Annotated in this window: 15 protein-coding genes and 3 tRNA genes; 8 read left to right on the top strand and 10 right to left on the bottom strand. The window is 65.0% G+C overall.

Annotated features, from left to right (window positions below):
• The first annotated feature begins 4 nt into the window (after positions 1 to 4).
• Together ACVOMC_RS02265 and ACVOMC_RS02260 are read left to right on the top strand one after the other, a co-directional pair.
• On the top strand, positions 5 to 1,834 hold the full coding sequence (locus tag ACVOMC_RS02265; RefSeq protein WP_481522674.1) for an EAL domain-containing protein: 1,830 nt from the start codon (positions 5 to 7) through the stop codon (positions 1,832 to 1,834).
• Positions 1,831 to 4,155 (top strand): ATP-binding protein, encoded by a 2,325-nt coding sequence (locus ACVOMC_RS02260; protein WP_481522673.1) that lies wholly within the window; start codon positions 1,831 to 1,833, stop codon positions 4,153 to 4,155. The genes ACVOMC_RS02265 and ACVOMC_RS02260 overlap by 4 nt, the downstream gene beginning before the upstream one ends.
• A 7-nt stretch (positions 4,156 to 4,162) precedes the next feature.
• Here ACVOMC_RS02260 and bfr read toward each other — a convergent pair whose 3' ends face one another.
• The 3 genes from bfr to ACVOMC_RS02245 all read right to left on the bottom strand — a co-directional run bounded on the left by bfr (position 4,163) and on the right by ACVOMC_RS02245 (position 5,661).
• The gene (gene bfr, locus ACVOMC_RS02255; protein ID WP_054659448.1) at positions 4,163 to 4,633 is read right to left on the bottom strand and encodes a bacterioferritin; all 471 of its coding nucleotides are present in this window, start codon (positions 4,631 to 4,633) and stop codon (positions 4,163 to 4,165) included.
• Between the two features lie 119 nt (positions 4,634 to 4,752).
• A complete protein-coding gene (locus tag ACVOMC_RS02250; protein ID WP_481522672.1) occupies positions 4,753 to 4,962 on the bottom strand; it encodes a (2Fe-2S)-binding protein in 210 nt (69 codons plus the stop codon).
• Positions 4,963 to 5,049: 87 nt separating this feature from the next.
• Entirely contained in the window at positions 5,050 to 5,661 is a 612-nt protein-coding gene (locus ACVOMC_RS02245; protein WP_481522671.1) for an RNA pyrophosphohydrolase, read from the bottom strand.
• A 119-nt stretch (positions 5,662 to 5,780) separates the two neighbouring features.
• Between ACVOMC_RS02245 and ACVOMC_RS02240 the strand changes: the two genes are divergently transcribed.
• The 3 genes from ACVOMC_RS02240 to ACVOMC_RS02230 all read left to right on the top strand — a co-directional run bounded on the left by ACVOMC_RS02240 (position 5,781) and on the right by ACVOMC_RS02230 (position 6,151).
• Positions 5,781 to 5,857: transfer RNA gene (locus tag ACVOMC_RS02240), tRNA-Met, on the top strand.
• A 31-nt stretch (positions 5,858 to 5,888) separates the two neighbouring features.
• Positions 5,889 to 5,963 (top strand) — tRNA-Gln (locus tag ACVOMC_RS02235).
• Between the two features lie 113 nt (positions 5,964 to 6,076).
• Positions 6,077 to 6,151 (top strand) — tRNA-Gln (locus ACVOMC_RS02230).
• 166 nt (positions 6,152 to 6,317) lie between these two features.
• On the opposite strand, the gene rpsI is transcribed toward ACVOMC_RS02230, so the two are convergent.
• Both rpsI and rplM read right to left on the bottom strand, forming a co-directional pair.
• Positions 6,318 to 6,710, bottom strand: a complete 393-nt coding sequence (gene rpsI, locus ACVOMC_RS02225) for a 30S ribosomal protein S9 (RefSeq protein ID WP_005411311.1) — start codon at positions 6,708 to 6,710, stop codon at positions 6,318 to 6,320.
• A gap of 2 nt (positions 6,711 to 6,712) precedes the next feature.
• The gene (gene rplM / locus ACVOMC_RS02220; RefSeq protein ID WP_054659439.1) at positions 6,713 to 7,141 is read right to left on the bottom strand and encodes a 50S ribosomal protein L13; all 429 of its coding nucleotides are present in this window, start codon (positions 7,139 to 7,141) and stop codon (positions 6,713 to 6,715) included.
• 200 nt (positions 7,142 to 7,341) lie between these two features.
• Between rplM and coq7 the strand changes: the two genes are divergently transcribed.
• Positions 7,342 to 7,986 (top strand): 2-polyprenyl-3-methyl-6-methoxy-1,4-benzoquinone monooxygenase, encoded by a 645-nt coding sequence (gene coq7, locus ACVOMC_RS02215; RefSeq protein WP_481522670.1) that lies wholly within the window; start codon positions 7,342 to 7,344, stop codon positions 7,984 to 7,986.
• Positions 7,987 to 8,148: 162 nt separating this feature from the next.
• On the opposite strand, the gene ACVOMC_RS02210 is transcribed toward coq7, so the two are convergent.
• The gene (locus ACVOMC_RS02210) at positions 8,149 to 8,463 is read right to left on the bottom strand and encodes a DMT family transporter (protein WP_481522669.1); all 315 of its coding nucleotides are present in this window, start codon (positions 8,461 to 8,463) and stop codon (positions 8,149 to 8,151) included.
• A 143-nt stretch (positions 8,464 to 8,606) separates the two neighbouring features.
• Positions 8,607 to 9,401: an adenosylmethionine decarboxylase gene (gene speD / locus ACVOMC_RS02205; RefSeq protein ID WP_057506052.1), complete on the bottom strand. Its 795-nt coding sequence runs from the start codon at positions 9,399 to 9,401 to the stop codon at positions 8,607 to 8,609.
• A gap of 152 nt (positions 9,402 to 9,553) precedes the next feature.
• On the opposite strand from speD, the gene crp reads away from it, so the two are divergent.
• Both crp and ACVOMC_RS02195 read left to right on the top strand, forming a co-directional pair.
• Positions 9,554 to 10,243: a cAMP-activated global transcriptional regulator CRP gene (crp, locus tag ACVOMC_RS02200; RefSeq protein WP_054659443.1), complete on the top strand. Its 690-nt coding sequence runs from the start codon at positions 9,554 to 9,556 to the stop codon at positions 10,241 to 10,243.
• Between the two features lie 259 nt (positions 10,244 to 10,502).
• A complete protein-coding gene (locus ACVOMC_RS02195; protein WP_057506053.1) occupies positions 10,503 to 11,264 on the top strand; it encodes a sulfite exporter TauE/SafE family protein in 762 nt (253 codons plus the stop codon).
• 6 nt (positions 11,265 to 11,270) lie between these two features.
• Here the strand turns inward: ACVOMC_RS02195 and ACVOMC_RS02190 are convergent, their stop codons facing one another.
• From ACVOMC_RS02190 to trpD, 3 genes are read right to left on the bottom strand one after another with little or no spacing between them, the layout of a single operon-like run.
• Positions 11,271 to 11,990, bottom strand: coding sequence for a haloacid dehalogenase-like hydrolase (locus ACVOMC_RS02190; RefSeq protein ID WP_481522668.1), 720 nt, complete (start codon positions 11,988 to 11,990; stop codon positions 11,271 to 11,273).
• Positions 11,987 to 12,781 carry an indole-3-glycerol phosphate synthase TrpC gene (gene trpC, locus ACVOMC_RS02185; RefSeq protein WP_481522667.1) on the bottom strand — a complete coding sequence of 265 codons (795 nt, stop codon included), beginning with the start codon at positions 12,779 to 12,781 and terminating at the stop codon, positions 11,987 to 11,989. Before trpC ends, ACVOMC_RS02190 begins: the two co-directional genes overlap by 4 nt.
• A 52-nt stretch (positions 12,782 to 12,833) precedes the next feature.
• A complete protein-coding gene (trpD, locus tag ACVOMC_RS02180) occupies positions 12,834 to 13,871 on the bottom strand; it encodes an anthranilate phosphoribosyltransferase (protein WP_481522666.1) in 1,038 nt (345 codons plus the stop codon).
• Positions 13,872 to 13,878: the final 7 nt, after the last annotated feature.

Below are 13,878 nucleotides of genomic sequence, written 5' to 3'. Positions count from 1 at the left end.
ACCGATGGCCACCAACGACACTGTGATTTCCTCCGCACGACCGATCCGCGCGGAAACCCCACCGGCCAATTACTGGCAGCGCTGGAGTGTGGAGAACGTGCCTGCCAGCATCACCCAGCCCGAACAGACGCAGGCACCCGCCCCGGTGCCTTCGGCGGCCCGCAACGAGAACAGCAATCATCAGGCCGCCGGCGAAGCACCGTATCGCGTGCTGATCGTCGAGGACGACCGCTCCCAGGCGCTGTTCGCACAAAGTGTGCTGCACGGCGCCGGCATGCAGGCCATCGTGCAGATGGAAGTGGAGGGCGTGCAGCAGGCCATCACCGAGCACCGTCCGGACCTGATCCTGATGGACCTGCACATGCCCGGCCTGGACGGCATGCGCCTGACCGCGCTGATCCGCCAGCAGCCGGACCAGCAGCTGCTGCCGATCGTGTTCCTGACCGGTGATATGGATCCCGAGCGCCAGTTCGAGGTGCTCGACAGCGGCGCCGACGACTTCCTGACCAAACCGATCCGGCCGCGTCATCTGGTGGCAGCGGTCTCCAACCGTATCCGCCGCTCACGCCAGCAGGCACAAGGACGCAGCGACACCGCGCCGGTGATGAACAATCCCGAGACCGGCCTGCCCACCCGCCACAACCTGATGCTGCAGCTGGGCACGGCCCTGGCCGAACGGCAGCCCGGTGGCGTGATGTTCATCGAAGTGGCCAGCGCCCTGGGGCTGCGCGAACGCTATGGCTATGCCGCCTTCGAACGGCTGATGGTGCAGGCCGGACGACGCCTGGCCGAGGCGGCGCGGCCGCATCTGTTGGCCCGTCTGAACGACAACAGCTTCCTGCTGCTTACCCGCGGTATCGACGAAGAAGCACTGGCACCGCTGGCAGGCGCGGTGCGCCAAGCGCTGTCGGCCCATCCATTGATCGCGCGCGAGGACGAATCGGTCCACCTGCGCTGCGCCATCGGCTATGCCGGCCTGTCACACGGCTTCGCCGATGCCGGCAGCGCGCTGGAGGCGGTGGAGCGCACCGCGCTGCTGGCACGCCTGCACCCCGACGGTCTGGTGGCTTACCAGGGCAGCGAAGACGCCACGCATGAACACCTGGCCCTGCTGGACGGCCAGATCGAACTGGCCTACCAGCCCATCGTCGCTGTCGCCGGTGGCGACACCGCCCAGTACCAGGTGCTGCTGCGCCTGCGCCAGAGCAACGGCACCCTGCTGTCCGCCGGGCAGGTCATTCCCGCCGCCGAAGCCGCCGGCCGCATCGCCGACCTGGACCAGCAGATGCTCGACCACGCACTGGGCATGCTGCACCTGTACCAGCATGCCACGCCACCGATGCGGCTGTTTGTCTCGCAGTCGCTGCGCACACTGGCGCGCGAGAGCTTCGCCAACTGGCTGTTGAATGCACTGCAGGAGCGCCAGGTGCCCGGCAGCTCGCTGGTGGTGGATGTCCGCCTGGGCGACGCACTGGTGCATGCGGTCACCCTGCAGCAGTTCTGTACCCGGCTGATGCCGGCAGGTGTGCAGTTCTGCCTGAGCCAGTTCGAGCCCGGCGACGAGGCCAATGCACTGCTCAGCCAGTTGCCGCTGAGCTACGTCCGCATGGCCGGTCGCTTCGCCGGCAGTGCCGGCAGCCAGAAACTGCGCGATGAGCTGCGGCTGGCCATCACCAGCGCCCATCACGCCGGGCTGCAGGTCATCGGCCAGCAGATCGAGGACCCGCAGGCCGCCGCGGCGATGTGGATGAGCGGGGTCGACTTCATCCAGGGCAACGTGGTGCAGTCGGTGGGCACGGAGCTGAACTTCGATTTCCAGAACGCGGTGCTATGAGCGGGCGCTCGGCCGAGCACACACCGTCAGCCACCGGATGGGCGATCGCCGCGGCGATGCTGGCGATCGCCGCGGCAGCATGTGTCTGGCTGCTGCCGCCCCGCTTCGCAGCCCTGGCCGCAACCGGCGCCATGCTCGGCGCCGGCGCCTCCGCCCTGTTTGCCGTTTTCGCCAGCCGCCACCTGGCCGACACCCTGGCACTGCAGCGAAGCCGCGCGTTACAGAGTGAGCGCGAACTGCTGCGACTGCGGCAAGAAGAGCAGCGACACACCCGGCTCGAACAGCAGCTGCTGCAGGCCAAGCAGGAGGCCGAGGCTTCGACCCTGGCCAAGAGCGAGTTCCTGGCCACGATGAGCCATGAGATCCGCACTCCTCTCAACGGCATCATCCCGATGCTTGAACTGGTTGCGCAGGGACACCTGGAGCCGGAACAGCGGGAGATGCTCAACACCGCCAGCGAAAGTTCGCGCCAGCTGTTCCGCATCGTCGATGACATCCTCGATTACTCCAAGCTTGAAGCCAACCGGCTGGAGCTGGAGATCACCACCTTCAACCTGCGCGAACTGCTCGATTCGATGCTGCAACTGATGCAGCGTTCGGCCGAGCACAAGGGGCTGCGCATCACGTTGGCACTGGATCCGGCGGTACGGCTTTCGGTGCGCGGCGATCCGGTACGGTTGCGCCAGGTGCTGAGCAACCTGCTGGTCAACGCGATCAAATTCACCGAGCGCGGCAGCATCCAGATCCAGGTCAAACGACTGGGCGAAACCAATGCCCAGCACCAGCTGCGCTTTGAAGTGCACGACACCGGCATCGGGATCGATGCCGCCCAGCAGGAGCGCCTGTTCAACGCCTTCACCCAGGCCGACGCCTCCACCACGCGCCTGTATGGCGGCACCGGGCTGGGACTGGCCATCTGCAAACGCATCATCGACCTGATGCACGGCAGCATCGGCGTGGTTTCTACCCCGGGCAGCGGCGCCACGTTCTGGTTCGAGATTCCCCTGCTGAAGGTGATCGGCGATCTGCGCCAGACGGCTCCGGTAGAGAACAAGACGCGGGTACTGCTGGTCACACCCGAACCGCGTCTGCGCCAGCGGCTGGAGCTGGCACTCCCGCACTGGGGCTTTGCGGTCCACGCGGTGGATACGGTGCAGGAGGCGCTCGAGCGCCTGCGCAATGGCACCGCATCCAACGCCTATCACACCGTCATCGGCGATCTGGAACCCCTGCGCCAGAGCGCCCTGGCGCTGCAGCGCGCCATCGCCCGCAACGAGCACGGCGACCTGCGTCTGATCTGGCTCTACGGAGATATGCCGGTCGCCGAAGAACTGCGCGCCCATGGCAACCTGCTGTCACGGCAAAGCCCGGATGCGGATCTGCGCGCAATGCTGGCGCCGGTGATTCAGGCGCCAACACCGGCGACGCCCGCCCCGCAATCGGCAGCCGCCCAGGCCGAGCCGGACACCCCTACCGCACTGGCCGGGGCACGCGTGCTGCTGGTCGAAGACAACCCGGTGAACCTGCTGGTCGCGCAGAAGCTGATGGCCGTCCTCGGCTGCGCGGCCGACACCGCAGTCCACGGCGAGATCGCCCTGCAGAAGATGCGCGTACAACGCTACGACGCGGTGCTGATGGACTGCCAGATGCCGGTGCTCGATGGCTACAGCGCCACGCGCCGCTGGCGCGAGCACGAGACCACTGCGGGCCTGCACCGACTGCCAATCATCGCGATGACCGCCAACGCCATGGCGGGCGATCGCCAGCGCTGTCTGGATGCCGGGATGGACGACTACCTGTCCAAGCCCATCGCCCGCGACGAGCTCGCCGCCTGCCTGCGCCGCTGGTGCAAACCGGCCTGCGCAGCCACTGCTGCCGCGGTGCCGGACATGCGCCCTGCGATGGCCGCCCCTCCGGTGGAAACACCATCCAGCATGCCGCCGGCCACTTCGCTGCCGGTGCTCGAGCGCGAAGTGCTCGATGAGCTGCGGGAAATCGCCGGCGGAGAAACCGCCACCATCATCAAGGTGTTTCTCGATGACACCGCACCGCTGGTCCGTCGGCTGCAGGACGCGGCGGCCAGCGCCGATCTGGACCAGTTGCGCGAGCTGGCCCACAGCCTGAAATCCTCCAGCGCCAATGTCGGCGCGCTGGCGTTGTCAGCCGCGGCGCGCCGGGTGGAACTGGATGCCCGCGCCGGCACCCTGGAACGGCCGGCGGTGATGGTCGCGCTGATCATCGCCGAGTTCGCGCGCACGCGCCTGGCACTGACCGGCTACCAGGCCGGAATCCGCGAAACCAACAGCACCGTCGACCACTGAAGCCGGATCAGTCGTCCAGCTTGGTCAGCAGATAATTCGGCTCGCCGATGCGCGCGATCAGATCCAGCTGGGTTTCCAGCCAGTCGATGTGCTCTTCCTCGGAATCGAGGATCTTCACAAACAACTCGCGGCTGACGTAGTCACCGATGGACTCGGCGTAGGCCACCGCATCGCGCAATACCGTCACCGCTTCGATCTCCAGCGCCAGATCGCACTTGAGGATCTCGGTGGGATTTTCACCGATGCGCAGCTTGCCCAGCGCCTGGAAGTTCGGCAGTCCTTCAAGGAACAGGATGCGATCAGACAGCACGTCGGCATGCTTCATCTCGTCGATCGATTCCTTGTATTCGTGTTCGGCCAGTTCCTTCAGCCCCCAGTTCTTCAGCATCTTGGCGTGCAGGAAGTACTGGTTGATGGCGGTCAACTCGTTGTAGAGGACCTTGTTGAGGAATTCGATGACCTTGGCGTCGCCCTTCATTGCACTCGCTCCCGCAGTTGAACGCAGGCACTGTAACGCTTGCGGATGCCGCATGAAGGAACGCGAATCGTGATCATTAGCCCCAGCGCGGGCTCACCTCGGGGAAGTCCCGCTGGGACTTACGCGGCGCGGGCCATCCACAGGACGGGGAGCGGCAGGGCCCGGGTGTTGCGGGCCTGTTCCAGCAGGCCCGCGGCCATCTCCAGACAAGAGCCGCAATTGGACCCGCACCCGGTACGCATCGTCAGCTCTGCCACCGTTTCGCAACCCGCCAGGGCGGCTTCGCGGATCTGGTGATCGGTAACTCCGGTGCAGATGCAGACGTACATGATGCGTGGGCCTTGAGTAGCCGGAAGCGGCTGATCGAGATTCAAACGCAAACGCGAATAGTTGTCAATTCCGAAGGTGAACCGCCCCTAATCCTCGTGGAGCCGTCGCCGCGGCCAGGGCCCGGTCCGGCGCGTTCGCTTGCGTGGCCGCTCATGCCCGGCACTGCTGCCCGGCAACCACGCCTCCTGTGCGGATCGCGGCATCGCCTGAATACCGCCCCCCGCCACCCCCTGCGCCAGCGGCGCCAGATGCCGCAGCGCACGCGCATAGACACCCCGCTTGAACATCACCACATGCTCGACTGGGTACCAGAAGTCCACCCAGCGCCAATGGTCGAATTCCGGGGTCTCGGTCAGGTCCAGGCGCACATGCGCTTCATCGCCGGTCAGACGCAGCAGGAACCAGACCTGCTTCTGGCCGACGCAGACCTGGCGCTCGTTATGGCGGATGGCCCTGGCGGGCAGCCGGTAGCGCAACCAGCCAGGCGTGGCCCCCAGCACTTCGACGTGCTCAGGCAACAGACCGGTTTCTTCCTGTAACTCGCGATACATGGCCTCGACCGGTGTCTCGTCGGTGTTCATTCCACCTTGCGGGAACTGCCAGCCATCCCGGCGCACGCGGCGTGCCCAGAACACCTGCCCATCCTCACGCATCAGCACAATGCCGACGTTCGGTCGATAGCCGTCCGGATCGATCACGATGCGGACTCCTGAAAAATCTACTGCAGCGACTCTGCCATGGCCGCCCTCAGGCCACAAGCACGGAAAAAACCTGTTGACATAGTCCGGCCGTCCAAGAATAATTGCGGGCTCCCTGAGGCTATGTAGCTCAGCCGGTTAGAGCACAGCACTCATAATGCTGGGGTCGGTGGTTCGAGTCCACCCATAGCCACCACAGGGAACAGAGAGGCAACTCTCGCAACCACAGCCCCGTCGCCAAGCGGTAAGGCACCTGACTCTGACTCAGGCATTCGGAGGTTCGAATCCTTCCGGGGCTGCCAGATACCAAAAGGCCAGATCGAATGATCTGGCCTTTTTCTATTGATCAATGCCAGTCAAAACATGCGGAATCTGGCTTCCACACGCATGGCATGCGATAATCCAGTCCGCACTTAGCCCCGTCGCCAAGCGGTAAGGCACCTGACTCTGACTCAGGCATTCGGAGGTTCGAATCCTTCCGGGGCTGCCAGATACCAAAAAGGCCAGATCGAATGATCTGGCCTTTTTCTATGCCCGACCCCCACCCGCGCACCCACACTGCACCGATGCCAGAAACAACAAAAGCCCGGACGAGCCGGGCTTTTGTTTCGCAACCAGTCGGGCAACCGGAGTCGCCCGATCCAGAGCACTGGAAATCAGCGCTTGGAGAACTGGGTGGCGCGACGGGCCTTGTGCAGACCGACCTTCTTACGCTCGACTTCACGGGCGTCACGGGTCATGAAGCCAGCCTTGCGCAGCTCGGACTTCAGGGTTTCGTCGTACTCGACCAGTGCACGGGCAATGCCCAGACGGATCGCACCAGCCTGACCGGTGGTGCCGCCGCCAGCGGCGGTGACCAGGATGTCGAAGCTTTCAGTGTTCTTGGTCAGCTCAAGCGGCTGGCGCACGATCATGCGCGCGGTCTCACGACCGAAGAACTCGTCCAGCGGACGACCATTGACGGTGATGTTGCCCGAACCCTTGCGCAGGAACACGCGAGCGGTGGAGGACTTGCGGCGGCCAGTGCCGTAGTTTTGAGTGATAGCCATGATTAGATATCCAGAACCTGCGGCTGCTGTGCGGCGTGCGGATGCTCAGTGCCGGCGTAGACCTTGAGCTTGCGGTACATCTGGCGACCCAGCGGGCCCTTCGGCAGCATGCCCTTGACCGCGGTCTCGAGCACGCGCTCCGGATGACGCTCAAGCGCCTGAGCCAGATTCTCGCTCTTCAGGTTGCCGATGTAACCGGTGAAACGGTGATACATCTTGTCCTGCAGCTTGTTGCCGGTGACGGCAATCTTTTCTGCATTGATGACGACCAGGTAGTCGCCGGTATCAACGTGGGGGGTGTAAACCGGCTTGTGCTTGCCGCGCAGACGGCGGGCCAGTTCGGAAGCCAGACGACCAAGGGTCTTGCCGTCGGCATCAACGAGGTACCAGTCGCGCTGGACGGTCTCGTTCTTTGCAGTGAAAGTGCTCATAAAGAACTCTGTTAGGTCGGGCTCATTGCGGCGTTGGACCACCGGAACTCTGCCACGCGTTGTGAAGGTGAAACGCAAGAGGCGGGATTCTACCAGCCGCAACGGGACTGCGCAACCTGGCAACCGGGCACATGCCTCCGCCTTGGCATACCCTGACCCAGCGGCGAGAATCGGGCATCCGCTTACCCGCCTGCAGCCCCATGCCCACCGCACGTATACAGACACCCCTGGATCACCTGTTGACCGAAGCACAGCGTGCGCTGGACACGGTGTTCGGGAGTCCAATGGCTATCCGGCCCAATCCCGCCGGCGACACACCCGAGGCGGCACTGGACCCGGACCAAGTCCGGCATGCGGCCGGACTGATGCGCATCAACCATGTCGGCGAAGTCTGCGCGCAGGGCCTGTATTTCGGGCAGGCCGCGGTTGCCCGCGACCCCGCCACGCGCGACCATCTGCTCGCAGCGGCACAGGAAGAAACCGACCACCTGAGCTGGTGCGCCGACCGCCTGCACGAGCTGGGCAGCCGCCCCAGCCTGTTCAACCCGCTGTGGTACGCCGGCAGCTACACCATCGGCACCCTCGCCGGCCTGCGCGGCGATGGCTGGAACCTGGGCTTCGTGGTGGAGACCGAGCGCCAGGTGGAGGCCCATCTGGATGAGCATCTGCAGACCCTGCCGCCGGCCGACCAGCGCAGCCGCGCCATCCTGCAGGTGATGAAGCTCGACGAGGCCCGCCACGCCGAGCACGCCGAACATGCCGGCGCACGCAAACTACCGTTTCCGATCCCGTCGGCAATGGCACTGGCATCCAAGGCGATGAAGGCCGTGGCTTACCGGCTCTGAGCGAAGCATCCACGCGTCTGGAACCACTCCGGAAAATGTGCGGGCCACGGCATCCGGAGACGCCGACTACCCGGCACCGCACCGAGCGGCGACTAACGCATCCGGCCTTCCGGCGCACATCGGGCCTCCAGGAGCGCCGGCAGCCCAAACGGGGGCATCGGCTTACGAGACCAGCTTCAAGCCGACCACACCGCTGACAATCAAGCCGATGCACAGCAGCCGCGACCACGATGCATCGTCGCCGAACAGCAGCACCCCGGCCACCGCCACGCCAACCGCGCCGACTCCGGTCCATACCGCATAGCCGGTACCCACCGGGATGGTACGCAGCGCCTGGGTCAGCAACCACAGGCTGATCGCGGCAAGCACCACCGTCAGAACGCTTGGCCACAGACGGGTGAAGCCTTCGCTGTACTTCAGGCCCAGGGCAAACCCGATCTCGAATACGCCGGCCAGCAGCAGATAGATCCAGGGCATCACGCAACTCCTCCACAAATCAAAAAAAAACGGCGGCCCGATGTCTGCACCGGGCCGCCGTCGGCAATCGTCTGCATCCACTGCAGGGCGGGCCGTCCCGCCAGTTGTCACGGCAGCGGGCACGCCCGCCGCCGTGTTGAGACTCACTCGGCCAGGTTGCGGCCGTGGAAAAGCTCCTCGATCTCACGACGCAGCAGCGCCTCGATCTTCATGCGCTCCTTGAACGAGAGGTTCTTGGCCTTCTCTTCGAACAGGTACTGGTCCAAGTCGAAGTCCTTCAGGTGCATCTTGGTGTGGAAGATGTTTTCCTGATAGACGTTGACGTCGAACATCTCGTAACGCGACTTGATGTTCTTGGCCAGGAAGTTCTGGATCGAGTTGATCTTGTGGTCGATATAGTGCTTCTTGCCCTTCACGTCACGGGTGAAACCGCGAACACGGTAATCCATGATCACGATGTCCGATTCCAGGCTCTCGATCAGATAGTTCAAGGCCTTCAGCGGCGAGATCACGCCGCAGGTGGCCACATCGATGTCGGCGCGGAACGTGGCGATACCTTCCTGCGGATGGGTTTCCGGGTAGGTGTGAACGGTGATGTGCGACTTGTCCATGTGCGCGACGACTGCATCGGAGATCAACTCCTTGCCGGCGGCCTTCTTGTCGATCACCGGTTCTTCGGAGATCAGGATCGTGACCGACGCCCCCTGCGGGTCGTAGTCCTGGCGCGCAATATTCAAGATGTTCGCACCGATGATCTCAGCGACATCGGTGAGGATCTGCGTGAGTCGATCGGCGTTGTATTCCTCGTCGATGTACTCGATATAACGCTGGCGCTCCTCTTCGGTACGCGCATAACAGACGTCATAAATGTTGAAGCTCAAGGCCTTGGTGAGGTTGTTGAATCCTTGCAACCTCAGGCGAGGCAACGGCTTGACCACGGCGGTCGATCCTGTAGATGGTGGGAAAGGTGGCGATTATGGGGCAAAGTCCCCCCCTGCGATACGTACCCACATTACCCCGGTTTGCCCGGTGGGGTCAGCGCCGCTAAGCTTGTCCGTTAAGCATGTTCATTCGTCATGTGAACGCCATCATGAGCCAAGGGAACGCCACCACCGTGTCCAACGCGCGCCTCGCCTCCAGCCCACTGGCTCTGGATATAGCCACCATCGAACGCTTTCTGGCCCACAGCCACCGGCGCCGCTACCCTACCCGGACCGATGTGTTCCGCCCTGGCGACCCGGCCGGCACCCTGTATTACGTGATCAGCGGCTCGGTCAGCATCATTGCCGAGGAAGACGACGACCGTGAACTGGTGCTGGGCTATTTCGGCGCCGGCGAGTTTGTTGGCGAGATGGGTCTGTTCATCGAATCGGACAAGCGCGAGGTCATCCTGCGCACCCGCACCCCGTGTGAACTGGCTGAAATCAGCTATGAACGCCTGCACCAGCTGTTCCTGGGGCCGCTGTCCACCGACGCCCCGAAACTGCTGTATGCCATCGGCTCGCAGATCTCCCGGCGCCTGCTGCACACCAGCCGCAAAGCCAGCCGCCTGGCGTTCCTGGACGTGACTGACCGCATCATCCGCACCCTGCACGATCTGGCCAAGGAGCCGGAGTCGATGAGTCATCCACAAGGCACCCAGTTGCGCGTGTCGCGGCAGGAGATCGCCCGGCTGGTGGGGTGTTCGCGTGAAATGGCCGGCCGCGTGCTGAAGAAGCTGCAGGTGGACGGCATCCTTCACGCCCGCGGCAAGACCGTGGTGCTGTACGGAACCCGCTGACACGCCTTCAACCATCGCGCCAGCGCCTGTGCGATCAGCGCGATGATCGCGGCATCCATCAAAAAAGCCCCCTTTCGACCGGGGGCTTTTGTCTGCGCGACACCGCTGCCCGGCGGCCCGGATGATCTGCATGAACAGCGGCGGGAATACCCGCCCCTGTCCGCCCGACTTCCCCATAGCCTGCCACCGCAGATGCCGGAGAAACGTTGCCGATGGAGCTTTCCTTGACCGCTCCGGGCTCTGCCCGCAGGCTGGCGATATGGAATTTGGCAGCGAGTTCTACTGGTTCATCCTGATCGGGCTCGGTGCGCAGCTGGTGGACGGCGCACTGGGTATGGCCTTCGGCCTGATCTCCTCCTCCGTGCTGCTCAGCATGGGCCTGCCGCCTGCCGCGGTGAGTGCCAGCATCCACACCGCCGAGGTGTTCACCACCGGCGCCTCGGGCGTCTCGCACCTGGTGGCCGGCAATGTCGACCGACGCCTGTTCCTGCGCCTGGCCGTGCCCGGCGCGATCGGCGGCGCGCTGGGCGCCTATGGGCTGACGCGGCTGCCGGGCGAGGCCATCCGTCCGTTCATTTATCTGTATCTGCTGACCCTGGCGGTGTTCATCCTCGCCCGCGCCGCCGGCCGCTTCGCGCCGCGCCGGGAGATAAAGCGGGTACCCCTGCTGGGCTTCTTCGCCGGCCTGCTCGATGCCAGCGGTGGCGGCGGCTGGGGACCTGTGGCGACCTCGACCCTGCTTGCGCGCGGCGCTCAGGCCCGCACCACCATCGGTACGGTCAGCGCGGCCGAATTCCTCGTCACCCTGTCGATCTCGGCCACCTTCCTGCTGTCGATGGGGTTGCAGCACCTGTCCATTGTCGCCGGGCTGCTGGTGGGCGGCATGATGGCCGCACCGGTGGCCGCGCTGCTGGTCAAGCGGGTCCGGGAGCGCTGGGTGCTGGTTGCCGTGGGCCTGCTGGTGCTGTCGATCAGCCTGTTCCAGATCGGCACCGCGCTGCTCAAGCTGCGCGGCGCCTGAGCCGGCTCAGGGCAGCGGATCACCGCCGCGACCGGCACAACCCCAGTTCAGGATTGGCGTTCCCACCGGCAGCACCTTGCCGAAGTAGGCCACGCGCGAATGCTTGGGATTGACCACCACCGGCGCCCTGGCCGCTTTGAGCAGCGGCAGGTCGGCGGTGCTGTCCGAATAGGCGATGGCGATGTCGCCGTAGCCCCGCTCGCGCAGCATCCGCATCTTTTCCTCGTTGTGGCAGTGCCGGGTGGCGCCCATCGCGCCCAGCCGCGGCCCCACTTCACTGCCGATCACCGGCACACCCTGGTGGGCGACGAAGGTGAGGATGGCGCGGGCCAGCTCCGGCGGCGCGCCGGTGGCCACCACCACGCGGTCGCCGGCGCGGCGATGCGCGGCAAACACCTCCAGCGCATGCGGCAGCAGCTTCTGGCGAATCTGCGTCTCGTGCGTGAGCACGTACCGGTCGATGACCTTGTTGAACTCGCGCGCCTGATGCAGACCGAACGTGGCAATCCAGACATAGCCGGAAATGCCGATGCGCCGCGTCGGCAGCATCGCCACCAGCGGCCCCAGTACCGGCGTGGCCAGCACCGCCGCGAGCAGTCGCAGCGGATTGCGCCTGATCAGCCAGGCGAACAGATGGCTGCCGGAATCGCCGTCGTAGAGGGTGTGATCGAAGTCGAAGACGACCAGTTGCGCATCGTCCGGAGGCAAGGGGTATGAATCGGTCATGCCGGGAAGAATAGCTGACGCAGGCCCTCGCCCGGCTCTTCCACACGCATGAAGGCTTCGCCGACGAGGAAGGCGTTGACGCCTGCCTCACGCATCAGCTGGACATCGGCCGGGCCGAGAATGCCGCTCTCGGTGATCAGCAGGCGGTCACGCGGCACCGCATCCTTCATGTCCAGCGTGTTCTGCAGCGACACCTCGAATGTGCGCAGGTTGCGGTTGTTGATGCCGATCAGCGGCACCGGCACCTGGATCGCACGCTCCAGCTCGTCGATGTCGTGCACTTCCACCAGCACGTCCATGCCCAGCTGCATCGCCAACCCGGACAGCTCGGCCAATTGGCGGTCATCCAGCGCCGAGACGATCAGCAGGATGCAGTCCGCGCCCAGCACGCGCGCCTCATAGACCTGGTAGGGGTCGATGACGAAGTCCTTGCGCAGCACCGGCAGGGTGCAGGCCTCCCGCGCCTGCTGCAGGTAGGCGTCCGCGCCCTGGAAGAAATCCACGTCGGTCAGCACCGACAGGCAGCTGGCGCCACCCAGCTCGTAGCTCACCGCGATATCGGCCGGATGGAAGTCCGGGCGGATCACACCCTTGGACGGACTGGCCTTCTTGACCTCGGCAATCACCGCCGGATCGCCATTGGCGATCGCCGCGTTGAGCGCATTGGCGAAACCGCGGACCGGCGGCGCCTCGGCCACGCGCGCCCTCAGCTCGGCCAGCGGCACGCGGGCGCTGCGCTCGGCCACCTCCTGCATCTTGCGGGCGAGGATGGTGTTGAGGATGTCACTCATGGATCTGTTTCCTGAAAGGCGGGCGCTGCGGACGCGGGAAGCGGAGAAGCGTTCAACTGTGGCCGGCCAGCATACGGCTGACGGCCACGTACTGCTGCATGCGCGCACGGGCGCTGCCATCGGCGATGACCGCACGGGCGCGGACCAGACCATCGGCGATGCTGTCGGCCACACCGGCCACATACAGCGCCGCGCCGGCATTGAGCGCGACGATGTCGTTGGCCGGGCCCGGCTCGTTGTCGAGCACGCCACGCAGCATGGCGATGGATTGCCCGGGATTCTCGACCTTGAGGTTGCGGCTGGCCGACATGGCGATACCGAAGTCCTCCGGATGAATCTCGTACTCGCGCACCTTGCCGTCACGCAGCTCGCCCACCAGGGTGCCGGCGCCCAGCGAGATCTCGTCCATGTTGTCGCGGCCCCACACCACCAGCGCGCGCTCGGCGCCCAGCTCGCGCAGCACGCGCGCCTGTATGCCGACCAGGTCCGGGTGGAACACGCCCATCAGGATATTGGTGGCACCGACAGGGTTGGTCAGCGGGCCGAGGATGTTGAAAATGGTGCGCACGCCCATCTCGCGGCGCACCGGCGCCACCACCTTCATGGCCGGATGGTGCATCGGCGCGAACATGAAGCCGATGCCGGTCTGTTCAATGGCGCGAGCCACCTGCCCGGGCTGCAGCTCGATCACCGCGCCCAGCGCTTCCACCGCGTCGGCGCTGCCGGATTTGGAAGAGACGCTGCGGTTGCCATGCTTGGCCACCTTGGCACCAGCCGCGGCCACCACGAACATCGAGCAGGTCGAGATGTTGAACGTGTGCGAGCCATCGCCGCCGGTACCGACGATATCGACCAGATGCGTCTTGTCTTCCACCGCCACCGGCAGCGCGAACTCGCGCATCACCGTGGCCGCGCCGGCGATCTCGCCGACGGTTTCCTTCTTGACCCGCAAGCCGGTGAGGATGGCCGCGGTCATGGTCGGCGAGACTTCACCGCGCATGATCTGGCGCATCAGGTCGACCATCTCGTCGAAGAAGATCTCGCGGTGTTCGATGGTGCGTTGCAGGGCTTCCTGCGCGGTGATGGTCATGACAACT

This window comes from Stenotrophomonas sp. STEN014, from assembly GCF_056760315.1.
Note: the sequence above shows the minus strand (reverse complement) of the source record. Positions and strands in the feature narration are given on the sequence as shown.

Bases quoted from the DNA above. Each gene is read 5' to 3' on its own strand.
- bfr (WP_054659448.1), bottom strand. From the start codon at position 4,633: ATGAAGGGCGACGCCAAGGTCATCGAATTCCTCAACAAGGTCCTCTAC.
- ACVOMC_RS02250 (WP_481522672.1), bottom strand. From the start codon at position 4,962: ATGTACGTCTGCATCTGCACCGGAGTTACCGATCACCAGATCCGCGAA.
- ACVOMC_RS02190 (WP_481522668.1), bottom strand. From the start codon at position 11,990: ATGACCGATTCATACCCCTTGCCTCCGGACGATGCGCAACTGGTCGTC.
- rplM (WP_054659439.1), bottom strand. From the start codon at position 7,141: ATGAGCACTTTCACTGCAAAGAACGAGACCGTCCAGCGCGACTGGTAC.
- trpC (WP_481522667.1), bottom strand. From the start codon at position 12,781: ATGAGTGACATCCTCAACACCATCCTCGCCCGCAAGATGCAGGAGGTG.
- ACVOMC_RS02195 (WP_057506053.1), top strand. From the start codon at position 10,503: ATGGAATTTGGCAGCGAGTTCTACTGGTTCATCCTGATCGGGCTCGGT.
- coq7 (WP_481522670.1), top strand. From the start codon at position 7,342: ATGCCCACCGCACGTATACAGACACCCCTGGATCACCTGTTGACCGAA.
- ACVOMC_RS02265 (WP_481522674.1), top strand. From the start codon at position 5: ATGGCCACCAACGACACTGTGATTTCCTCCGCACGACCGATCCGCGCG.
- trpD (WP_481522666.1), bottom strand. From the start codon at position 13,871: ATGACCATCACCGCGCAGGAAGCCCTGCAACGCACCATCGAACACCGC.
- ACVOMC_RS02210 (WP_481522669.1), bottom strand. From the start codon at position 8,463: ATGCCCTGGATCTATCTGCTGCTGGCCGGCGTATTCGAGATCGGGTTT.
- crp (WP_054659443.1), top strand. From the start codon at position 9,554: ATGAGCCAAGGGAACGCCACCACCGTGTCCAACGCGCGCCTCGCCTCC.
- rpsI (WP_005411311.1), bottom strand. From the start codon at position 6,710: ATGGCTATCACTCAAAACTACGGCACTGGCCGCCGCAAGTCCTCCACC.
- ACVOMC_RS02260 (WP_481522673.1), top strand. From the start codon at position 1,831: ATGAGCGGGCGCTCGGCCGAGCACACACCGTCAGCCACCGGATGGGCG.